Genomic DNA, 21,864 nt, shown 5'->3' on the forward strand with positions numbered 1-21,864 from the left:
TAATAGTTAATGTTTAAGGCATAAGTTGCAGAACTGTTCCCACCCCTATGACAGCCTTTTAATGGGTTCTTGGGTTTTGGCGGTAGTCAATCCAGTAGGGCGCGTTAGCGACAGCGTAACGTACCCTACAATTTTAATTGCTATTATTTACTTCCAAAGGGCAATGCCACCTAAAAGACCCTTAATGTTAGGAACAATACTGACATTTTTGGGCAGTTCAAAGTCCACTTTTTTTGCTTCTCCTCCCCCTAGATAGAGATGATCGGTGTTAAACAGATGTTGGAGTTGGACGATCGCCTTTTGCAAGCGTTTATTCCATTTTTTTGACCCTACTTTCTCTAGGGCGGCGCGTCCCAATTGTTGCTCATAGGTTTGTTCTTTACGGAAGGGATGATGACCCCCTTCTAGGTTGGGAACCAGTTTACCATCCACAAATAAGGCAGTTCCAAAGCCGGTTCCCAGGGTGATCACCAGTTCTACGCCTTCACCACAAATGGCTCCAAAGCCCTGAATATCGGCATCATTGGCGACTCTTACCGGTTTACCCAAGGATTCAGAGAGGGTGGAGGCGAGATCAAATTCGACCCAATCGGGATGGAGATTGACGGCGGTATAAACGATACCGTGGCGGACGACTCCGGGAAAGCCAACGGAAACCCGATCGAAAGCTCCGGCTTGTTCGGCTAAAGGGGCGATCGCCGCTAAGACTGCCTCTGGTGTAGGGGGTTGGGGAGTCTCTACCCGGAGGCGATCGCCCAGAGGATGCCCTTGTCGATCCAATACCATCGCCTTAATGCCACTGCCCCCAATATCAATTGCCAGGGTATGAGCTGTTGATTTCGATTTAGCCATGGTTCCCTCTCTCTCTGAGAAATATTTCCGTTACAATCAAATTCTGAATTACACCCAATTTTCACCCATGTCTGAACCCCTACCCCCAAAACCCGTGAGTGTTTGGCACTATAAGCCCTGGTGGTGTCAACCCTGGTCTATCCTTTTAACTGGAGTTATGGCGATCGCCCTCAGTTGGATTATCCTTCATCGCTGGTGGTTTTCCCTGCTCTTCTCCCTACCCATACTCCTGTGGATGAGCTACTTTATCCTCATTTGGCCCAAACTGATCCAACAGAGCGGCTTATTACCCCTCGATCCCCCTTTAGATCGATCGGAAACTTAGGCTCCCTGAAACTCAAAACCACGATTTTAGTGTCAGAATTGGGGCGTTTTCGCAAACTAATACCGCTAATTTCTTCTGACGTTCCTTCAATAAATTCTACAGAGATAGTCACGGTTTGGTAAAAATGGAGTGAATGGGTTACTCTTAATTTTAGCATTGAGTTTCATCCGGAGGATAGGGTTACGCAGAATACTCGTCTAAATGAACTCTTCAGCGTTTTGAGTCAGGAGATCGCTAGGGTATTACGCAATCCTTGGCGGCGCTTGTCCTTACTGACCATTAGTTTTTTATTCGGTTTTTTCCTCGGTACAGCCCTGTCTACCCTCGCCGGTCAAAAGGCACAAGAGGATATTGTGGTAGCCGCCATTTTGGTGATTGGCGTGGAAACTCTTAATCGCCTCATTTATGGCTCTAAGCTTTGGAGTCAAGATAATCTCTGGCGAGATGTAATTAATGGCTTGAAAATTGGTTTAATGTATAGCTTATTTGTCGAAGCCTTTAAGTTAGGGTCTTGAGAATCGGGAATAATTGATCCCCCCATCCCCCCATCTCCCCATCTCCCCATCCCCCTTGCTGGAATTCTAAAGAAAGAGTAAATTTTGTTTACAAATCCCTCACACAAGATCTGTTGATTACCAAACATGCATAAATCCAGCTTATTCTTAGCTACTCTATTGGTTTGGGGAGGTTTCCAGGGGGTTGCGCCCTCAACCGCTCAAGCTTCTGAAGGGGTAGAATGGATTGCCCAGCGATCGCCCAATGATGCCCAACTTGATGCTCTCTTGGAGCAGGGGAATCAGTTTGTGGAAGCGAGAGATTATCCTAGGGCCATTCAAGTTTATCAACAAGCCCTGAGATTAGATCCCCAAAATGCTCGCCTCTATTCCGGTATTGGCTATTTGCAAGCCATGCAAGGGAATTTTGCCGAATCTGCCCAAGCCTATCGTCAGGCAGTAATTTACGATCGCGAAAATGGAGACTTTTACTATGCCCTCGGCCATAGTTTAGCCAAGATTGGCGATAATGCCTCTGCCCAAATAGCTTATCAACAAGCCATTCAGCTCGATCGGAATAATTTAGATGCTTATCTGGGTTTGGGTGTAGTGCAATGGCGACAAAATAATTTTGCGGCTGCTAAACAAACCTATGAACAGGTACTGAGGGCTGATCCTCGCAATTTTCAAGCCCATGAGTTACTGGGAGCCATGTTACTCAAAGAAGGGCAACTCGATCCAGCGATTCAACACCTACGACAAGCTGAACAACTCAATCCTCGTTCTGGGAGTATTCAGATTAAGTTAGCTAGTGCCTGGTTGGCTCGCGGTAATCTGGATTTAGGCCGTGAAGCTTTGGAAAAGGCGGCTCAATTGGATTCCCGCAATCCAGCCATTTATATGACCATTGGTAAAATTCAAGAGAGCTTTGAAAATTGGCCAGAAGCCTATCAAGCCTATCAACGGGCGGTTTCTTTGGATCGCAATTTGGTAGATGCCCATCGAGCTATGGGGGATATTCTGATGAGGCGCAATGATATCCTATTGGCGATCGCCACCTATCGTCAAGTGGTGCAACTGGCTCCCCAAGATCCCCAAGGCTATTATAAGTTGGCGTTGGCTCTGAAAGAGCGCGATCGCAAACAGGAAGCCCTTGCTGTTTTACAAAGCGCCCTACAACTCTATCAGGTGGCGGGCGATCGCGAGGGCATCGATCAGGTCAAAGCCTTGATGGACGAGCTAGATTAAGCGATAGATTCAGATCGCTGTTGCAGAATGCGCTCGGCGATCGCCAAATCACTGGGAGTAGTTACCTTAATATTGGTTTCTTCTCCCAGTACAATTTTTACCGGTAATTGGCATTGCTCAAATAAGGCTGCATCATCGGTGACTTCCCAGCCATGAGCGCGTCCCTTTTCATGGCATTCTTTAATCACATCTACGGCAAACCCTTGGGGAGTTTGGGCAGCCCAAAGATTGGCGCGGTTAGGGGTACTTTCGATCCAATGTTCGCTATTGACGACCTTAATGGTATCTTTAACCGGCACAGCCGCAATTAATCCTTGGCACTCTTGGAGGGCGATCGCACATCGGTCAAAGAGTTCCGGAGTCACCAAACACCTCGCCCCATCATGGATCAAAACCCCTTTAGCGCCCTCTGGCAGCCCCTGTAAGCCGTTGTAAACCGATTCTTGGCGCGTCGAACCCCCCACGATCAAATGGACGGGTTTTTGCAAGCCTAAGCTGCCGATAATCTCTTCAAAGGCTGGAAAATCCGTCGGTTGTCCCATAATGCCAATCCACTCAACCCTTTCAGCCGCTTCTGCTGCTCTGAGCGTCCAAGCCAGCAAAGGATCGCCTAATACTTTCAACAGCATTTTATTGCGATCGCTCCCCATCCGCTTACCCATCCCTGCTGCTGGAATCAATACATGCATAGTCGTTAGCAATTAACAATTAGTAATTTTCAATGAATTTGTAGGGGCGGGTTTTACCATGAACTAGAATACCCACCAACCAATTCCCTGTTCATGTCCGCGAAGCGGAAACCCGCCCCCCTTCTGGAGTATCTCAGCAGTTTACCATTGATCGTACACAAGCGAGAAGCCGGGTTTCTTCAAGAAACCCAGCTTCTTTGAACCTTATTACTCTAATTCTCTAGACTAAATTGGGCTAACAATTCCTCACGAGACGTTTGCATACAAATAGGAATCAACTCTTCTAGAGACAATTCCATCAAGCCATCTATAATGCCCACTAACTCCTCATCCAAAGAACCAAACCGAGTCCTCAACAACGTTTCAATTGTCATCCGTTTAGCCTGCTGAACACCTTGCTGAACACCTTCTTGAATCGTATCTTCTCGCCATTTTAAGTAAGCTGGTGATAACTCCATAACTAACTCCTGATCTTCTGGATTGAGGTCTATTTTAGCTTGTACGTTAATTCGCCATACTCCAATTAGCTCTAGGATATTACGCCGTTGCGGATCATTTTCTGGCAACTCTAGCACTTGTTGAATCGCTCTTTTTTGGGTTCCCCCTTTTCCCAAAAGTCTTAACCAGAGGGTTTCTGGGGTTTCCGGAAGTTGGTTAATGGCGATAATTCCGGTGTGCAAAATCTCGGCAAACCGGTAAACTCCGGTACACCAGTTTTCTGCATCTGAGCCAGCGCCACACAGTTCTATAACTCTTTTGGATATGGTGGGGGTTAAAATCCACAGGGTGGGTAAGGTTTCGGTCTCGATAGGTTGTGCATCTCGCTTTGCCTGACGGTAGAATTCCCCATGGATGTACAAGATTTTGAGCAGACAGCTACTAATTTCTCGTTTACTCGGACAGTTGCGGAAAGGTTCCCACAGGCAAGGAGTAGAGGCAAGTTGAGCCAGTAAACCCAAAGGTGAAGGGTTGCTGGGAGGTTCGGGGGAGGGTTGGAAAAAGAGGTCAATTTGTAGGGTTTCGCCTGGAATTTCCCGGCTAATTTCCACGGTTCCTAGGGGTTCGAGCAGTTCTTTGAGGTAGGCTTTGGCAAATTGATCGTGAGGTTGCCGAGTCATTTCAATTCAACATTAAAAATTAAAAATGGGGTTGGTAGGGGCGGGTTTTACCATAATCAATTATAACAAGGTTAAATAACCAAACAAACCATCGCAGGAGAGGCGAAACCCCGGTAAAATGCTCAAGGTGGGGAGAATGGCTTCCCCTTGGTGAACTTGGGGTTGTTGTTGAGGCTCGAAGCTCATCACAGAACGTACCTCTGGGTCAATTAACCAGCCTAACTCTGTACCATGATTCAGACAAAAGAGAATCTTTTCAATCACTTGCGTAGAACTTTGCTCAGGGGAGAGAATTTCAATCACCCAATTGGGGGCAGCAGTAAAGGTATCGGTAACTTCTCCTTCTGGGTTTAAGGGGATGCATTGCCAGGAAAAGACGCTAATATCGGGAACCAGAGAACGACCAGCAAATGTACAGCGCAGTTCGGTAAATGCTAGGGCAATCTTTTCCGGTTCTGCCACCTGATTGAGGGCAGTAGCTAAACCCGTTTGCAACCGGCTATGTCGTCCTTTAGGCATGGGTTTAGAAGAGATTTGGCCATTACTATATTCTTGTGCGGGTTGGGTTTCTGGGAGGTTGAGAAAGGCTTCGAGAGACAGTTGAGAGGCAACAACCATAATCATGAGCAATGAATAATGAATTAGTGTAGACCACTTGGGCGGGTTCACCCATAACCACGCAGGAAAATCCCTCTCCCAGGGATTTTTGGTTTTCCCCCTTCTCCTGCGGGAGAAGCGCCGTCCTGAGCGAAGCCGAAGGAGGGGTAGGGGGATGAGGGACAGTCGTTATGAGAGATTAAGAACCGGTGAACAGAGCTTTGATCGTACCACCAACTAAACGACCAGCAGTGTGCCACGCATGGACGGTAGGGCTTTCATTGGGGTGTTCTTTGACTTCGATTCGATATTCTTCATCGTAAGTGTTCTCAACTACGGATTGAGCGACACCGGAAACGAAAGCAATTAAGGATTGAGACATGATTTTAACCTCGTAAACAATGGGATAAACTAGACAGAATTGGGACTGGGGAGTTTAGATTAACCACAGCCGTTGGAGATGGCGCTTGGCATCAGAGTAGGCAGTGCGCGAATGGAGCATTCGATGGTTATTGATAATCAATAAACCGTTTTGAGGAATGCGGATAGACTCGCAATTTTGCTCGAACCAAGCGACAATTTTATTGCAGATGTACAGCAACCAAGGATCGGTAGCCAAAGGCGAAGTTTGGGTCATCTCTGGGGAGGGAGTCCCATAAATCAGGGTGTTGTAAGAAAAGCGAAATAGCGGTTTACTCTGATTCAGGGAGAGGATGCGACTCACCTGTTTTTGTTTGCCGTCTTTAGAGACAAAAGAATACTGATTTTCGAGCATCTTTTGTTGGTCACTCTCCGTGAGAGACAAGAGCAAATCTTCACCATCGGCAAAAGTCGTATAGCCACCGCCAAACCGGTCAGGGTGGACACCATGCAAAGCCAAATAGTTCGGAGGAACCAGTAAATCACTCCCATCGGTATGGGGACGGAGGGGGTTCTGGCTTTGGGAGTCTGACTGCTTTTGCTTGCTGGAATTGGCTTTGACATCATAGACCGTTTGACCGTTTTCTTGGGTCATGGGTGAGGAGTCAGTAATCTGTTTTGCCACGGTTTGCCAGGTGTTTTGGGGGACATTGGCAAGGGAGACCCAACCCTTTCGATACAGGCTTTCGCTGATGGCATCAAAGCCATTGAGTTTGAGTGATAACATAATAGTGTTGAAAATTAGTGTGTGACCTTAAGTCGAAATTTCGGCTTAAGGTTTTTTGTTGAATTAAAAACCGCGAGCAGCAAGATACTGGGCTTGCGTGATTTTATGGTATTCCCATAAATTGCCGCTATACAGGAATGTCCCCACCAACTGCAAACCCAGTTTCCGGGCTACCTTGATTGAGGCATAATTTTCGAGCTGAATTAACGCTGCTAAACTGGGTAAATTCCACTCCCGAAAAGCCCACTCTATAAGCTGAGAAGTGGCTTGGGTACAAATGCCTTTGCCTTGGGATTGGGGGTGGATTCGATAGCTAATTTGGAAGATATCTCCTAGCCTTTGCTCCCGAATTTGGTTACAGCAAGAACACTCAATCGAAAGATAACCTTCCTCCTTAGATTGGCGTACCGCAACAATACCTTTTGGCTCAAGAGGATTTTCTTCAGTAACAACGAATGCGTGGGGATTATTACAATGTTCTTGTACTTTCTCCTCAAGGAGACGTTGATCTTTAATCGGTTTCCCGATATGCCGCATGACTTCAGGATCTTGAACCAACTCCCCAAAAAACTCAGGAAAGTGAGGATGATTGGCGCATGGGATCAAGTTAATCTTGCCATTACAGCGCTTTGGGGAGGGTAATAGTGCCGTTTTCTCCATAACTGGAGTCTCCTAAACTCGACACCTTTAAGATATCAGATTGATTTAATAGTTATGTCTACTTTTGTCTACTTGTTTTTAAAGAAAAAGGCGCGTTTTTATCAATTGTCTTAGCTTGTCTTTGAACATCTTTAATTGTCTCAATTGTCGTATTTTGTCTCTGGATATCTCCAATTGTCTCAAAATGTCTCAAAATGTCTCCGTTCTGAAGAAATCCCTGTTTTTGCTCGGCACAATCTCTATAATAAGGCTATGGAAACCGACAAGATAGAGGTGAACGTTATGGAAGAACTTAATGTAAAGGTAGTGAATTCTATCAAGATTCCAGAACGCTATGAAATGGAGTTTCTGGAGAGTGTGGCGACGAACCTGAACCTTTCTCCGACTGCGGCTGCTGTCTTTAAGACGCGGTTATGTAAAGATAACTTAACGAAGCAGTGGGATGAATTGTTTTTATCTTCGATCGATACTGAAGCTGCGCGGAAAAATCATTGGGGGAAAAACGTTACCAAGGCTCTGAAAAAGGCGAGGTATCCGTATCAAGAGAATGGTAAAAAGCTTTGGCTGAAGGTGCGCGAATGGTTGGAGCAAACGAAGTATGAACCCTGGTTATGGGAGATGCTTAGGCAGAAGGCGCAACCGACGCAGCAAATGGGGTTTCTTGAAGTACCTGCACAGGCCGAGGTGAGTCACTTGGGGGCACGTCATTCCTCTTCTCAGCGTTATGTGGAGCGGGTGAAGAAGGGCAGCGAGTTAAAGTTGGAGATGACGGTAGCAGAATCGACTCATCTAACCCTATTGGAGCAGGAACCGAATGGGACGGTGGTGTGTTTGTGTCCGTCGGAGTATGCGCCGCAAAGTCTGCTTAAGGATGGGGTGCATCAGTTTCCCCAAGAGAAAGCACCCCATCCAACATTTGCCGCAACGGAGGTGGGTAAGGAGCAGTGGTTGGCGCTGCTGACTCCAGGGAGTCCTGGGTTTGAGTGGTTGGAGCAAAGCCGCCAGGAGGCGTTGGTGTTGCAACCGACGCAGTTAGAGCAGGTGTTGGATTATGTGGGCAAGGCGACGAAAGGACGGTTATTGTATACGGAATATGAGGTGTATTAGCCCTCTCCCTTTCATGTCCGCTTTGCGGAAAATCCCTCTCCCTAAATCCCTCTCTCACGGGAGAGGGACTTCAACATCTGCTGCTGTCGCCGACCTGAAAATTGTTAATTGTTAATTGTTAATTGTTAATTGAACCATGGATGAACAACGAATGTGCAAATTCATCAAGCCTGTCCAACAGTGGTTTAAAAAGATCATCCAGCCCTTAAGGTGGAAATCACTAAACCAGCAAATCGTACAACTGTACCAACAGGGACAATATGCAGCAGCCCTTCCCCTAGCAGAGAGAGCGGTAGAACTAGCGCGGGAGCGGTGGGGAAATGGGCATGAAAACACAGCTACCAGCCTGAACAACCTGGCTCTGTTGTACCGGTCTCAAGGCAGATACCCAGAAGCGGAACCCCTGTACCAAGAGGCTCTTGAGATAGTCCGCATCGCCCTGCCCAAAAACCATCCCGACCTTGCCACCCACCTGAACAACCTGGCAGCGTTGTACGAGTCTCAAGGCAGATACCCAGAAGCGGAACCCCTGTACCAAGAGGCTCTTGAGATAGTCCGCATCGCCCTGCCCAAAAACCATCCCGACCTTGCCACCCACCTGAACAACCTGGCAGGGTTGTACGAGTCTCAAGGCAGATACCCAGAAGCGGAACCCCTGTACCAAGAAGCTCTTGAGATAGACCGCATCGCCCTGCCCAAAAACCATCCCTCCCTTGCCACCCACCTGAACAACCTGGCAGGGTTGTACCGGTCTCAAGGCAGATACCCAGAAGCGGAACCCCTGTACCAAGAAGCTCTTGAGATAGACCGCATCGCCCTGCCCAAAAACCATCCCTCCCTTGCCACCCACCTGAACAACCTGGCAGGGTTGTACAAGGCTCAAGGCAGATACCCAGAAGCGGAACCCCTGTACCAAGAAGCTCTTGAGATAGACCGCATCGCCCTGCCCAAAAACCATCCCTCCCTTGCCACCCACCTGAACAACCTGGCAGCGTTGTACGAGTCTCAAGGCAGATACCCAGAAGCGGAACCCCTGTACCAAGAAGCTCTTGAGATAGACCGCATCGCCCTGCCCAAAAACCATCCCTCCCTTGCCACCGACCTGAACAACCTGGCAGGGTTGTACGAGTCTCAAGGCAGATACCCAGAAGCGGAACCCCTGTACCAAGAAGCTCTTGAGATAGTCCGCATCGCCCTGCCCAAAAACCATCCCTCCCTTGCCACCCACCTGAACAACCTGGCAGGGTTGTACAAGGCTCAAGGCAGATACCCAGAAGCGGAACCCCTGTACCAAGAAGCTCTTGAGATAGACCGCATCGCCCTGCCCAAAAACCATCCCTCCCTTGCCACCCACCTGAACAACCTGGCAGCGTTGTACGAGTCTCAAGGCAGATACCCAGAAGCGGAACCCCTGTACCAAGAAGCTCTTGAGATAGACCGCATCGCCCTGCCCAAAAACCATCCCTCCCTTGCCACCGACCTGAACAACCTGGCAGGGTTGTACGAGTCTCAAGGCAGATACCCAGAAGCGGAACCCCTGTACCAAGAAGCTCTTGAGATAGTCCGCATCGCCCTGCCCAAAAACCATCCCTCCCTTGCCACCCACCTGAACAACCTGGCAGGGTTGTACGAGTCTCAAGGCAGATACCCAGAAGCGTTGCAGCAATTCCAAGCCGCTCTAGAGTGCGAACAAAACCGACTGCGCTATATCTTCAGCACCCATTCTGACCGGGAGCGCCGGGACTATCTGCAATCCAACCGGGCAACCTATGATTTATTCCTGAGTCTCATTTCCCAGCATCTCGCCCAGAGCCAGGAAGCGGTGGGGGCTGCCCTCGATGCCCTGTTGCGCCGCAAGTCCCTGACGATGGCTGCTCTGACAGCTCAGAGTGCGGCTATCCATGGGGGGCACTATGGAGAAAGGGTGGCTGCTCTGTTCCGTCAGTGGCAAGAGGCTCTGGAGCAACTGCGGGAAGCGACGTATACCCCACCCGCTTTCCAGATTGACCCAGAGGTTTACCGACAACAGCGAGACAGTTATCGCCAGCGCCTCAAAGGCCTGCAAGCGCAAGCGGAAAGCCTGGAAAGACAACTGGCGCAGGAAATCCCGGAACTGCAACTGAATCTACAAACCATCGACCGGCAAGTGGTGGCCGAGCAACTGCCAGAAGGCTCGGCACTGGTGGAGTTTGTCCGCTTCCAACGCTATGATTTCGGTGCAGAAAAAGGCAAGAAATGGCAGGAGGAGCGCTATCTGGCGTTTACGGTGATGGCTCATCAACCGGAGCAGGTGCGGTTAATTGATTTGGGAGAAGCGGAGGCTCTCGACGAGTTGATTACCCAGTTTCGCAGCTATTTCACTGGCCCAGGGGATAACCTGGCGCGTCCTACACCAGAGTTTTTGGAGCAGAAGAAAAAGGAGCGGGAGCAGAAAGCAAGGGAACAGTTGCAGACGGAAGAGCAAGTCTATCAGGTTCTCTGTCAACCGTTAACTGAGGCGTTGGCTGAGGCTTCCCACTGGTTCCTGGCTCCGGATGGTGAACTGAATGTGCTGCCGTTCCAGATTTTGCCGATGCCCTCACCCCCAGCCCCTCTCCCACGGGCGAGGGGAGATAGGTCTTATCTAGGCAATAGATATAGTATGAGTTATCTGAGTTCAGGACGCGACCTGCTGCCGCGCCAGCTACCGAAGCGTAAGCTGAATGTCTGTCCGGCAACGATTCTAGCTGACCCTGACTACAACTGGGATGGGGTTCCCTTCGACTCCGCTCAGGGAACGGGAATGGCTCAGGGCGCGGGAATGGCTCAGGGAACCGGAATGGCTCAGGGCAAGTTGGGAGTGGAAACCCTGGCGACGCTTTCCGGGTTTAACCGTGCGGTGGGAACGGATATTTTTGGTCGCCAAGCGGCTGAACGGCTGAAGACGCAACCCTATCTGGATAAGGAGGCGGTGTCTACTCGTCTCACCCATAGCCCCTGTCCTCGTATCCTGGTTATTGCCACCCACGGCTTCGCCCGCACGGGACGAAAGCCTTATATTCAGTTGGTTCAAAAATTACTCGTAGCTGATGCAGGACAAGAAACCCAACTCTTTGAGAAACATCCCAACTTAATGAACCCGCGCCTATTGGAAGTGGTCGAAGAATTCGCCCAATACTTCGAGGCTGATAGTCCCCAAATTAGCCAACAGCTCCGCGCTCTCACCCCCAAAATCCAAGCCTACCTCAACGACCATCCCCCCAGCCGCCTAGATGGGGAAGATGCGGAGGATGCCATGCATCGGGCGGGGGTTGCCCTAGCGGGAGCGAATGCCTGGAACCAGGGTAAGCCGCTCCCAGAGGGGATGAAGGGGATTCTGTTTGCTCTGGATTTCGCGTCCTTAGACCTGTGGGGCAATGAACTGAGCCTCCTGATGGCCTGCGAAACGGGACTGGGTGAGGTGGCCTCTGGGGAGGGCGTATTTGGCTTACGCCGGGCGTTTGTGGTCGCTGGGTCAAAAACCCTGGTTATGAGCCTGTGGTCGGTTCCTGCCAGGGCTACGGCGTATCTAATGGAACGCTTTTTCCACGCCCTCGACCAAGGTTTGGGAAGGAACGCAGCCCTGGCTACGGCTCAGTCTGATGTCCGCAGGGTGACGGCGGGGGAGTTGCGCCAGTCGCAGTTGGGGCAGGAAATTTTACAGGAAATTTTACAGAGAATAGGGAGAAATTACGCAGATGAAGAGTGCCCCCTAGCCCATCCGTATTATTGGGGTGCGTGGGTGTGCCAGGGTGACATTGGGGGATTGGCAGTTAATGTTTGATGGGGGAATGGGGGCGTGGGGGAGTGGGGCCCCGTCACAGGAGTTATCAATTATTCATTATTCACTATTGATTACCCAATACCACCAGAAACCGCTATACAATGCAATCGTTCATACATTCTACAGAAGGTCATGAAAGTAGTAGCCCTTGTTCCTGGTGGCATTGGCGATCAAATCTTGTTTTTCCCGACGCTCGATCGCCTGAAACAATCCTATCCCAAAGCTGAAATCGATGTCATCGTCGAACCTCGCTCGAAGGGAGCTTACCGCGTCAGTCAGTCCATCAATAATATCTTTGCCTTTGACTTCAAAGACCGCAACTCCCCCGCAGACTGGGGGAATTTATTGGGTATTTTACGCGATCGCGAATACGAAGTCGCCATCTCTCTCGGTCAACGCTGGGCCGTAGGCCTGCTCCTCTGGCTCACCGGTATTCCCAACCGCATCAGCTATCAAGGCCCTGGGTCTATTTTCCTCTCTAACCCCATTCCCCTCAAAACCGAGCAATACGCCGCCCATATGTACTATGACCTGCTCCAAGGTCTCAACATCACCGGCCCCTGTCCAGAACTCTCCCTCAGCGTCCCCAAAAAAGACATTGAATGGGCTGAACAAGAGCAACAAAAACTCGGCATCGGCGAAGGAGGTTATGTTTTAATTCATGGAGGGTCGAGCCAACTAGCCCAAACCAAAGGCATTGATAAAATCTATCCTGTCGCCAAATGGCAAGCAATTCTCCAAACCCTCAGCCAGCAACAACCCAATTTACCCCTGGTTGTGCTGAAAGGCCCCGAAGATGAAGCCCTGGTGAGCCAACTCATCCAAGGAAGTCCCAGCTTAAAAGTCACCTCACCCCCCGATATTGGTAAACTAGCTGCCATGATTGCCAATGCCAATCTCATGCTCTGTACCGATAGTGCCCCCATGCACTTATCTGTAGCCGTGAAAACCTTTACCATTGCCCTCTTTGGCCCCACAGACCCGCAAAAATTACTCCCTGCCAGTGATAAATATATCGGTATTTCCTCCCCTACGGGCAAAATGGCAGATATTACCCCCCAAATGGTACTGGAGAAAATCTTAGGCAGTTAGCTCTCTATCGTTTGCCCTCATCTCCCAGCCCTCTTCGACTTCGCTCAGAGCGACGCTCCCGCAGACCCTGCCCTGGGGAAAGCCGAAGGGAGAGGGCAGAGGTACTTCGCGCTAGGGAATAGGGAAGAATAGAGGGGAAATTCATCGCTTTGCTTCCCACGGATTAACCCAATCAATTCCACAATCCAAAAAGTCGCGGATGTTGCGGGTTGCTAATGTTGCCTGGTGAACTCGGCAAATGGCGGCAATTTGTGCATCAAATTGTGAGATGGGGCGACCGAGTTGTTTGCGGTTAGCTCCTATTTGGGAATAAAGTTCAGCAGCTTTTCGATCGAATGCTAAAATTCGCTCTAGCAAGTAATGTTCAAAGACGATCGATGCTCCATGGAGTAATTTCTGTCGTCGCTGTCCTTCTGGGAGTATTTGAATACCATAAAGAATCTCGGCTTGGGTAATGCTCGTTGTGTACAGTGATGCACCGTTTTGGCTGACTAACCATTCGCGGATCATACTGGAACCCATTGGCTGAATGAGTTCTGAAATGACGTTGGTATCGAGAATGATTTTCATGGTTCGTTAAACAGGGTTTCGTCAACTCGGATAGGTTCCCGTGGCTCTATGGGAATTTCCCCCGGTTCGATCTCGCTGAAGTGTCGCTCAAAGACGGCGATGAGCCACTGGCCCTCGTTTTGAAAGTTTTCGGGTTGAAGTTCTGGGGCTGTTGTGGGGGGGGTTGGGTGCAGTTCGCGATCGAGAATCTGGAATAATTTTTGCTTGTCGGTCGGGTTGAGTTGATGAATGGCTGGCAAGAGTTCGTTGAGTGTCATGTCTGGCTCCTGGTGTGCTGTATCTATTTTACCTTCTGGAAACGCTAGGGGGCGATCTCCGAGCGTTGGACAGTCGGGACTCACCCCTATTATTGGGCAGCGTTTACGATGATTGGTACGTCTTGGTAAGGTTAATTCATTCCCCCATTCCCCCATTCCCCCATCCCCCCATTCCCATGAGCAAACCCGCAGTATTTCTAGACCGCGATGGAGTCCTAAACCAAGAAGTTGGCTACATCCATCGAGTAGAAGATCTCAACCTGATACCCGGTGTCGCTCAAGCTGTGCGCCGGTTAAATGACCAAAACCTATTCTGTTGTCTGGTGACCAATCAATCGGGGCCGGCGCGATCGTACTATGGAATGGATCATATAGATGCCCTCCATCAGCGCCTCTGTAGCCTCCTAGAAACCCAAGCTGGAGCCGTCTTAGATGCCCTCTATGTTTGTCCCTATCTCAGCCCCCCAGAAGGCGGAATTGACCCGGAATTCGCCCGATGGAGTACCTGGCGCAAACCCAATACCGGCATGTTAGTTGCAGCCGCTTGGGAACATGATTTAGACCTCAGTTCTAGTTTTGTCGTCGGCGATAAAGCCACCGATGTAGACATGGCCCATAATGCCGGATGTCAAGGAATTTTAGTCCAAACCGGCTATGGTTCCCAGGTACTCTCTGGAGACTATCAGCACCATACTCGACCCGATTATATCGCCACAGATTTAGCCGATGGCGTGAATTGGATTCTTGGACGAGGGAATAGGGAATAGGATGTTTAATTTTTAATTTTTAATTTTTAATTGATCATGCTACCGAGCGAATTACTCATTTATCGCTATAGCGGCGAAACTATTATTCCCAAAAGACTCAAACTAGACCGCTATTGGATAGGCATAGCTACCGATTTAATCGCCTGTTTTGAAGATCATATTGGAAAACCACAAAAAGATCTCGATCGCAGCTTACAAGAGTTTGAAGGGGAAAGCCCCGATTTTCGCATCAAGCGCGGACTTGCTCATTTACTCAAAAATAGCTTTTCCACCTTTGAAATTATCAGCCCCCTCGACCCTCCCCTACTCAGAGAGCGCATCTTTGCCGCAGCAGCCCAAGGTCGGCCGGGACTCGACTGGACAGAACAAACTTTAACCCAAGTTGCCCACAGTTTGAGCCAAGAACTCAAGCGCGAAGTCGTGACGGATGAACTGCGTCAAGGACTCTATGCTGACTTAATCGAAAATCGCATCTTAACCCAATTCGATCCCCCAGAACCGGAGTCACTTTTGCATCGCTATAACCTCTCCCAAGTGCAAGGAGTCTTTTATCGTGCCACCCATATTAAAATTAATGCCCATCGCAATGTTCCCGGAGAATATAAGCTCTTATTTCGCTACTTAAAACTGTTTCAACTCATGTCTTACATTGAAGGCGATGCTGACCATGGATTTACCATTACTATTGATGGGCCCTCCAGTTTACTCCAGGTCAGTACGCGCTATGGACTCGCTTTAGCTAAGTTAATTCCCGCTCTCCTGCATGTTACCAAATGGAGCATCGAAGCGAATTTACAAACCCGCGATTTCTACACCGGCGCACCCAAACAGGGTAAATTTTCTTTAGATTCCCAATGTCAGTTAGTCAGTCATTATCCCCCCGGAAAACCTTATGATAGTATGATTGAATCTGCCTTTGCCGATCGCTGGGAAAAGCAGAAAACCGATTGGTCTTTAGAGCGAGAAGTGGATTTAATCCCCATCCCTGGTAGTGTGATGATTCCCGATTTTCGCTTTGTTCATCCCGATGGGCGATCGGTTTTATTGGAAATTGTAGGGTATTGGCGACCGAGTTATTTACAGAAAAAATTTTATCAAGTCAACTATATTGATGATAAAGCGTTAATTTTAGCAATCTCTGACCGCTTAAATCTGGAAAAAGCTGGGGTTAAAATACAAGATTGTCCCATTCCCATTATCTGGTTTAAGGATAAGTTATTGCCTAAGTTAGTTCTGGAAGTCTTAGAAGAAACCCGATTGTAGAAGTTCTGTCTGCATTGTTAATTGTTAATTGTTCATTGTTAATTGTCCATATACTGAATAGCCCAATCATGCATCGCTGTTAAAACCGGTTTTAAACTCTCTCCTGTGGGCGTTAAAGAATACTCAACTTTTGGCGGTACTTGAGCATAAACCACGCGCTCAATTAGGCCATCTTCTTCCATTTCTCGCAATTGTTGAGTGAGCATTTTCTGCGTCACTCCAGAAATAGCTCGTTGTAGCTCTCCAAAGCGTTTTACTCCAGAGAACAGCTCGCGCAAAATCAAGACTTTCCACCGTCCCCCAATCACTTTGATCGTGGTTTCTACGGCACAGGTTAGGCGGGTTGAAGACTCAAGGGGACTGTACATCGTTACTTTTTGGGTACTAGGGCACTTTGAAGTGCCGTCTTTACAGGCTCAGTTGAGCTGGATTACACTCAGAATTGATGGTTGAGTTCACAGGTTAGATTATGGTTCATACACCCCTACAAACCCCCCAAATCACAGTTCGTCAATCCTCAGAACGAGGCTATGCTAACCATGGATGGTTGAATTCTAATCATACTTTTTCCTTTGCCAATTATTACGATCCAAAGTATCAGGGATTTCGCCATCTTTTGGTCATTAATGAAGACCGAATTAAGGGAGGTTCTGGCTTTGGAACCCATCCCCACCGAGATATGGAAATCATTTCCTATGTGATTGATGGTGCTTTAGAGCATCAAGACAGCATGGGCAATGGCTCGGTGATTCATCCGGGAGAGATCCAGATTATGAGCGCAGGAATGGGGGTTACCCATAGCGAGTATAATCACTCTAAACAGGATGATGCCCATTTCTTGCAGATTTGGATTTTACCGAATGAAAAGGGGTTAACTCCAGGTTATCAACAACAATATTTTAGTCCAGAATCGAAACAAAATCAACTGCGATTGTTGGTTTCTCCGGATGGAGAGGAGGGTTCCGTGGTGATTCATCAAGATGCAAAATTGTTTGCATCAGTGTTAGATCCAGGAGTAAAGTTATCTTATGATTTTGCCCCAGAGCGTTATGGATGGATACAAATGATTCGCGGGAAACTGTCAATTAATGGTACAGTATTGGCAACTGGAGATGGGGCGGCGATCGCCCATACCCAAACCTTGAATTTACAAGCCCAAGAATCCTCCGAGTTCCTGCTGTTTGATTTGGCGTAGTTTCTGTTAATGCCCTCTGCTTATCTGCCTCTCCCTATATCCCTCTCCTGCGGAAGAAGGGGTAGAGGAATGAGCGCAACTGTTAACCCCTTATTTTTTACTGAATGAATCATGGCTAATTCAACTAAAATTCTCGCCTTTGCCGGTAGCGCTCGCCAGGAATCTTTCCATAAAAAACTGGTGAAAATTGCAGCTCAAGGAGCCACCCAAGCGGGCGCAGAAGTGACGTTTATTGATTTGCGGGACTACCCGATGCCGATTTATGACCAAGACTTAGAAGAAAAAGAAGGCTTCCCTGAGTCGGTTGTAGCTTTGAAGCAGTTATTTAAGTCCCATCACGGGTTGTTAATTGCCTCTCCAGAATACAATAGCTCGATTACCGGTTTATTGAAAAATACCATTGATTGGGTGTCCCGTTCTGAACCGGATGAACCCCCTTTGGCGCTCAGTTGTTTTCAAGGTAAGGTGGCAGCCATTATGAGTATTTCCCCTGGAGGTTTAGGGGGTTTAAGGGGATTGGTGCATTTACGGGCAATTTTGGAGAATATTGGTGTGATAGTTTTACCCGATCAAAAGACGATTCCCAATGCCTTTGAACAGTTTGATGGTGAGGGAAAATTGAAGGATGAACGGCAGCAGGAATCGGTAAAAACTTTGGGGAAAAAGTTGGCGGAGTTGGCGATGAAGTTGTCATAGGTGATGTTTACTCTCTTCCCCCTGCTCCCTTTTCCCACGGAAAAAAGGGGGAATGTTTTGTCTTACTTTTGGCGAAATCTCTATTAGGTTTTGAAACTCCATACTTGACTACACGAGTGGGCCAAGGATTCAATCTTGAAATCTATCGAAATCTCTATTAGGTTTTGAAACTTCAAACTTGAAATTCGAGCTAAATGACATCGCGATTGCGGATATATTCTATCAGAGTATCAGAAATTAAATATCCCGTATCCATCATATTTTTGCCTTCAGAAAATAGGCTATATCCATCTCCTCCTTTGAATAGAAAACTAGAGGTGACTACCCGATAGGTTTGCTCTAAATTCAGGGGAACATAAGAGCCATCTGCTTGTCGAGTTTCGATACTAATCATCCGCGAGCCAACGGGTAAATCCGCTTGCCAATCTACTTTCAGTCCTGCCACTTGAGGAAAACAACCATCGAGCTTATCCACTTGACTCACCCCATATTCCAACAGCTCTTTAATCTGTTTTCCCGTTAAATCTACTTCAATCACCGTATTGGAAAATGGAAAGGCTTCTAAAACATCACCGATGGTAATTTCTCCGGCTGCAATACTCCCCCGAATTCCGCCCCCATTAGTAATCGCAATTTCAGTATTATTAAGGGCTGTTTTTGCTAGTAATGCCTCTCCTAAAAGAGTTCCTAAATTAGTTTGTTCTTGGCGAATATCCGGGCGATCTCCATTCAGTTTAACCAGAGTTTTCCCAATCACTTTAGCCTTCATTTGGTCAATCGGTTGAGCTAAAGTTGCTAAAATGCCCTCAAATTGAGAATTATTCGTAATTTCTGCATTCACAGGATGAAGATTTCCCTGCCAGTTTTGGAGATTTCCCTGGCGATTAAACGTAATATCTAAATCCCCTAAATATTTTCCCCATTCCCAAGCAGTGACAACTAAAATCGGTTGACCATTCGGTGTTTTTTCGACGATAGGATAGGGATAACTTGCCTCTGACATATCTCCCACTCTCGTATGAGAATGACCGCCAATAATCACATCAATCCCATCCACTTTCTGGGCTAATTCCAGATCTTCGGTAATTCCCAAATGGGTAAGGGCAATAATTTTATTAATTCCTTGCTGGGTTAACTCAGTCACGGCTTGTTTTGCCGCTAGAACTGGATCTAAAAATTCCACTCCTTCCCCAACTTCTGCCATACTCATAGTTTCTGGAGTAGTCAGTCCCAAAATCCCAATTTTTTGCCTGTTTTTTTCCAGAATAGTCCAGGGTTTGACTAACCCAGACAGAGGAGAGTCAGAAGCAATTTTGAGATTCGCTGAAACTAGGGGAAAATTACTCCCTTGAATAAATTTTGCTAACACCTCTTGTCCCCGATCGAATTCATGATTGCCCAGGGTCATGGCATCATAGTTTAAAGCATTATAAAATTTACTGTCAGCTTGCCCTTGATAGGTGTTAAAATAGAGTGTCCCCTGAAATACATCCCCCGCATCTAAGACTAATACAGGTTGATTGGCGATCGCGCTTTCTTCTCTGAGTTGATCGATCAAAGTTTTGCGCCTAGAAATTCCCCCTAATGTCCCGTTTTCTCCCATTTCCACCGGTTCTAAATGGGCATGATGATCGTTGGTGTGTAACAGACGCACTTCAAAGGCTGAAGCACTCCAGAAACGCCCACTGACTAGCCCAATAATGACAGCAAGAACAATGCCGAGAAGGACTTGTAGGCTTCTTTTCCAATAGACTGAAGTTCGATTCATAGCTTTGTGGTTTTAGACGTTAAATTTTTGATAAACTAAAATACCATCCCATACTCATCTAACTTTCCATGGCTTCTGTTCCCTTTTATATTGTTGATGTCTTTGCCGTGAAACCCTATAGCGGTAATCAATTAGCTGTCATCCTCAACGGGGGAGATTTGACGACGGAAACCATGCAAACTATCGCCAAGGAAATCAACTTTTCAGAAACTACATTTATTTTAGGCGATCGCCCGGAAAATGGCGGCTACCCAGTCCGCATCTTTACTCCAGCCCAAGAACTCCCCTTTGCAGGACACCCTACCCTAGGAACTGCCTATATTATCCAGCAAGTGATTCTTGATTCAGCCATTAATCAAGTCACCTTAAACCTCAAAGTTGGACAAATTCCTGTCCATTGGCAAGCTGAGAATCAGGGTTCAGAGGTTTTATGGATGACGCAAAATCCTCCAGAATTTACCGAAACTTATTCTAGGGAAGAAATTGCCCCTATTTTAAGTCTAGAACCTCAAGATATTGACGATCGCTTTCCCATCCAAACAGTTTCTACTGGTACTCCCTTTGTGATTGTTCCCCTGAAAACGCAAGCCACCCTCAAACAATGTCGAATTCAACCGTCTCTCTATTACGAGTTTATAGAAGATAAACCGGTAAAAATGATTTTTGTGTTTTCTCCAGAAACCAAACATCCCGAAAACACTTTTAGCGCTCGCATGTTTGCCGACTATTTAGGGGTTCCTGAAGATCCAGCAACCGGGAGCGCTAATGGCTGTTTTGCAGGCTATTTAGTCGAACATAATTATTTAGGAACTGAGGAGATTAATGTGCGGGTAGAACAAGGCTATGAAATCAATCGCCCCTCCCTGTTACGCCTGAGAGCAAAACGGACTCAAGAAAAGATTTCTGTTGAAGTGGGAGGTTCAGTCATCCCCATCGCTAAAGGAGAGTTTTTCCTCTAGAATTCTCCTAGTCCTTATTCCTGAATTCGCCCCCAAAGGGCTAACCCACCCCCGCGCCCGCGAGCAGCAATCAGGTTCTGTTGAACTAAAAAATAGTTGAAAAAAGCCAGCTCGCGGATAGGCGCACCATAGAATCGAGCATTGCGGTTTTCGCCGTTGCGAATTAGGGTAGAAAAGAGGATTTTATCGAAAAATTTGACTTGCATAGTGGTAAAGTCAAATGCTAGAATAGAATTAGACTTTAAATGTTTAGCAGGGCCGAAAACGACTAGGGTAAACAAGCCGATTTGAATCCGATTTTCGACTTCTCCTGCTTCAAATCGATCTGGATCGAGTCCGTCGAAATGGGGTAAAGGACGATAAACCAACTGAATCGGAATCCATCGCAGCAGGAGTTGTGCTAACTTCATTTGGGTTAAATTGAGCGATCGCCCCTGTTTTTCCCCCGTAATCCAACACAAGCGCCAAGCCCCTGTGAGTTGCTCGAAGCCATAGGGCGCTTTCTGCTTTTTCGCCAGCTTTTCCCAAGCCAACAGCCCCTCAACCACCTCCCCCGCACCGGGAGCAGCCACTTGAGGATTCAACATTGATGCTACCGTCTGTTCCAGTGCCGCCAAATTCATCATTTTCATTCCTGTTCAAGGATAGATAGGAGATTCCAGAGGCGGTGCAATCCGCCCCTAAATCCCCCATTATTTCAGTCTGGATAACCCTTGCAAATCAAACTTTTGCAGCCAAACCTGGCGATCGCTCTCCGTAAAAGACTGATCGCGGGATTGGACTTTTACTTGAAACCGATCCGCCACCAAAACCCCCGTAATATTGCTCCCCTGGCTTGCCGCAGGAAATCCCCCAATCCTCTGACTACTATTTTCATACTTTTTCCGAGCCGCAGGTAAACTCATCGTATCGGAAATCGACAAAACCGCCCTATCTGTTCCTCCCTGCTTCAGCTTATACTCAGAAAACCCCTTTTTCTCCTGAGCCGCAACCACCTCATACCCATCCCCAGACTTGGGAAAAAAGCGGTTAAAACTAGAACCTGGAAGTGCCTCCTGACTCACTGCTGGAGCCGGATTCCGTTGGCTCGTCCCCCCTGAAGTCTTCTGGGGTTGAGTTTGAGTCGTCGTATTCCCTTGAGGATTACTCGAAGAAGACGATCCCGTACTACCCGCACAACCCGATACAAGCAGCACGGTTGCCAGAGCCAACGCAACCCACCGTTTCCGTTGAGATCTAAATATCATCAGCATATTCT

The 21,864-nt window shown here is 47.8% G+C and carries 24 protein-coding genes; 11 read left to right on the plus strand and 13 right to left on the minus strand.

Annotated features, from left to right (window positions below):
* Positions 1 to 147 precede the first annotated feature (147 nt).
* Positions 148 to 852, minus strand: coding sequence for an ROK family protein (locus AC3FZD_RS16550; protein ID WP_488737084.1), 705 nt, complete (start codon positions 850 to 852; stop codon positions 148 to 150).
* On the opposite strand from AC3FZD_RS16550, the gene AC3FZD_RS16555 reads away from it, so the two are divergent.
* From AC3FZD_RS16555 to AC3FZD_RS16565, 3 genes are all read left to right on the plus strand, one after another.
* The gene (locus tag AC3FZD_RS16555) at positions 851 to 1,177 is read left to right on the plus strand and encodes a DUF6737 family protein (RefSeq protein ID WP_488737085.1); all 327 of its coding nucleotides are present in this window, start codon (positions 851 to 853) and stop codon (positions 1,175 to 1,177) included. The two genes, AC3FZD_RS16550 and AC3FZD_RS16555, sit on opposite strands and share 2 nt — an antisense overlap.
* Before the next feature lie 218 nt (positions 1,178 to 1,395).
* The gene (locus AC3FZD_RS16560) at positions 1,396 to 1,692 is read left to right on the plus strand and encodes a DUF565 domain-containing protein (RefSeq protein ID WP_488737086.1); all 297 of its coding nucleotides are present in this window, start codon (positions 1,396 to 1,398) and stop codon (positions 1,690 to 1,692) included.
* 126 nt (positions 1,693 to 1,818) lie between these two features.
* On the plus strand, positions 1,819 to 2,919 hold the full coding sequence (locus tag AC3FZD_RS16565) for a tetratricopeptide repeat protein (RefSeq protein WP_488737087.1): 1,101 nt from the start codon (positions 1,819 to 1,821) through the stop codon (positions 2,917 to 2,919).
* On the opposite strand, the gene ispD is transcribed toward AC3FZD_RS16565, so the two are convergent.
* From ispD to AC3FZD_RS16595, 6 genes are all read right to left on the minus strand, one after another.
* A complete protein-coding gene (gene ispD, locus AC3FZD_RS16570) occupies positions 2,916 to 3,608 on the minus strand; it encodes a 2-C-methyl-D-erythritol 4-phosphate cytidylyltransferase (protein ID WP_488737088.1) in 693 nt (230 codons plus the stop codon). The two genes, AC3FZD_RS16565 and ispD, sit on opposite strands and share 4 nt — an antisense overlap.
* Positions 3,609 to 3,820: 212 nt before the next feature.
* Positions 3,821 to 4,726 carry a hypothetical protein gene (locus AC3FZD_RS16575; protein ID WP_488737089.1) on the minus strand — a complete coding sequence of 302 codons (906 nt, stop codon included), beginning with the start codon at positions 4,724 to 4,726 and terminating at the stop codon, positions 3,821 to 3,823.
* Positions 4,727 to 4,786: 60 nt separating this feature from the next.
* A complete protein-coding gene (locus tag AC3FZD_RS16580) occupies positions 4,787 to 5,344 on the minus strand; it encodes a Uma2 family endonuclease (protein WP_488737090.1) in 558 nt (185 codons plus the stop codon).
* 178 nt (positions 5,345 to 5,522) lie between these two features.
* The gene (locus tag AC3FZD_RS16585; RefSeq protein WP_488737091.1) at positions 5,523 to 5,705 is read right to left on the minus strand and encodes a hypothetical protein; all 183 of its coding nucleotides are present in this window, start codon (positions 5,703 to 5,705) and stop codon (positions 5,523 to 5,525) included.
* A 54-nt stretch (positions 5,706 to 5,759) separates the two neighbouring features.
* Positions 5,760 to 6,470, minus strand: coding sequence for a TauD/TfdA family dioxygenase (locus AC3FZD_RS16590; protein ID WP_488737092.1), 711 nt, complete (start codon positions 6,468 to 6,470; stop codon positions 5,760 to 5,762).
* A gap of 63 nt (positions 6,471 to 6,533) precedes the next feature.
* Positions 6,534 to 7,130, minus strand: coding sequence for a GNAT family N-acetyltransferase (locus tag AC3FZD_RS16595; protein WP_488737093.1), 597 nt, complete (start codon positions 7,128 to 7,130; stop codon positions 6,534 to 6,536).
* Between the two features lie 252 nt (positions 7,131 to 7,382).
* Here AC3FZD_RS16595 and AC3FZD_RS16600 point away from each other — a divergent pair, with 252 nt between their 5' ends.
* From AC3FZD_RS16600 to AC3FZD_RS16610, 3 genes are all read left to right on the plus strand, one after another.
* Positions 7,383 to 8,237, plus strand: coding sequence for a DUF4384 domain-containing protein (locus AC3FZD_RS16600; RefSeq protein ID WP_488737094.1), 855 nt, complete (start codon positions 7,383 to 7,385; stop codon positions 8,235 to 8,237).
* Between the two features lie 136 nt (positions 8,238 to 8,373).
* Entirely contained in the window at positions 8,374 to 12,039 is a 3,666-nt protein-coding gene (locus AC3FZD_RS16605) for a CHAT domain-containing tetratricopeptide repeat protein (protein WP_488737095.1), read from the plus strand.
* Positions 12,040 to 12,171: 132 nt separating this feature from the next.
* On the plus strand, positions 12,172 to 13,131 hold the full coding sequence (locus AC3FZD_RS16610; protein WP_488737096.1) for a glycosyltransferase family 9 protein: 960 nt from the start codon (positions 12,172 to 12,174) through the stop codon (positions 13,129 to 13,131).
* A 141-nt stretch (positions 13,132 to 13,272) separates the two neighbouring features.
* Here AC3FZD_RS16610 and AC3FZD_RS16615 read toward each other — a convergent pair whose 3' ends face one another.
* Positions 13,273 to 13,701, minus strand: a complete 429-nt coding sequence (locus tag AC3FZD_RS16615; protein ID WP_488737097.1) for a type II toxin-antitoxin system VapC family toxin — start codon at positions 13,699 to 13,701, stop codon at positions 13,273 to 13,275.
* Positions 13,698 to 13,958 (minus strand): hypothetical protein, encoded by a 261-nt coding sequence (locus AC3FZD_RS16620; protein ID WP_488737098.1) that lies wholly within the window; start codon positions 13,956 to 13,958, stop codon positions 13,698 to 13,700. Before AC3FZD_RS16620 ends, AC3FZD_RS16615 begins: the two co-directional genes overlap by 4 nt.
* A gap of 176 nt (positions 13,959 to 14,134) precedes the next feature.
* Between AC3FZD_RS16620 and AC3FZD_RS16625 the strand changes: the two genes are divergently transcribed.
* Entirely contained in the window at positions 14,135 to 14,725 is a 591-nt protein-coding gene (locus AC3FZD_RS16625; RefSeq protein WP_488737099.1) for a D-glycero-alpha-D-manno-heptose-1,7-bisphosphate 7-phosphatase, read from the plus strand.
* A gap of 36 nt (positions 14,726 to 14,761) precedes the next feature.
* A complete protein-coding gene (locus tag AC3FZD_RS16630; RefSeq protein ID WP_488737100.1) occupies positions 14,762 to 15,988 on the plus strand; it encodes a DUF790 family protein in 1,227 nt (408 codons plus the stop codon).
* A gap of 38 nt (positions 15,989 to 16,026) precedes the next feature.
* Here the strand turns inward: AC3FZD_RS16630 and AC3FZD_RS16635 are convergent, their stop codons facing one another.
* Positions 16,027 to 16,356 (minus strand): winged helix-turn-helix transcriptional regulator, encoded by a 330-nt coding sequence (locus AC3FZD_RS16635; RefSeq protein ID WP_488737101.1) that lies wholly within the window; start codon positions 16,354 to 16,356, stop codon positions 16,027 to 16,029.
* 101 nt (positions 16,357 to 16,457) lie between these two features.
* On the opposite strand from AC3FZD_RS16635, the gene AC3FZD_RS16640 reads away from it, so the two are divergent.
* Positions 16,458 to 17,183, plus strand: coding sequence for a pirin family protein (locus tag AC3FZD_RS16640; RefSeq protein WP_488737102.1), 726 nt, complete (start codon positions 16,458 to 16,460; stop codon positions 17,181 to 17,183).
* Positions 17,184 to 17,294: 111 nt separating this feature from the next.
* A complete protein-coding gene (locus AC3FZD_RS16645; protein WP_488737103.1) occupies positions 17,295 to 17,879 on the plus strand; it encodes an NADPH-dependent FMN reductase in 585 nt (194 codons plus the stop codon).
* Positions 17,880 to 18,069: 190 nt separating this feature from the next.
* On the opposite strand, the gene AC3FZD_RS16650 is transcribed toward AC3FZD_RS16645, so the two are convergent.
* Entirely contained in the window at positions 18,070 to 19,647 is a 1,578-nt protein-coding gene (locus tag AC3FZD_RS16650) for a bifunctional metallophosphatase/5'-nucleotidase (RefSeq protein WP_488737104.1), read from the minus strand.
* A 68-nt stretch (positions 19,648 to 19,715) separates the two neighbouring features.
* On the opposite strand from AC3FZD_RS16650, the gene AC3FZD_RS16655 reads away from it, so the two are divergent.
* Entirely contained in the window at positions 19,716 to 20,606 is an 891-nt protein-coding gene (locus tag AC3FZD_RS16655) for a PhzF family phenazine biosynthesis protein (protein ID WP_488737105.1), read from the plus strand.
* Positions 20,607 to 20,620: 14 nt separating this feature from the next.
* Here the strand turns inward: AC3FZD_RS16655 and AC3FZD_RS16660 are convergent, their stop codons facing one another.
* A complete protein-coding gene (locus AC3FZD_RS16660; RefSeq protein ID WP_488737106.1) occupies positions 20,621 to 21,238 on the minus strand; it encodes a hypothetical protein in 618 nt (205 codons plus the stop codon).
* A 60-nt stretch (positions 21,239 to 21,298) separates the two neighbouring features.
* Complete coding sequence (locus AC3FZD_RS16665; protein ID WP_488737107.1) at positions 21,299 to 21,853, minus strand: hypothetical protein; 555 nt, start codon at positions 21,851 to 21,853, stop codon at positions 21,299 to 21,301.
* Positions 21,854 to 21,864: the final 11 nt, after the last annotated feature.

Source organism: Roseofilum sp. KMC-1 (assembly GCF_057802075.1).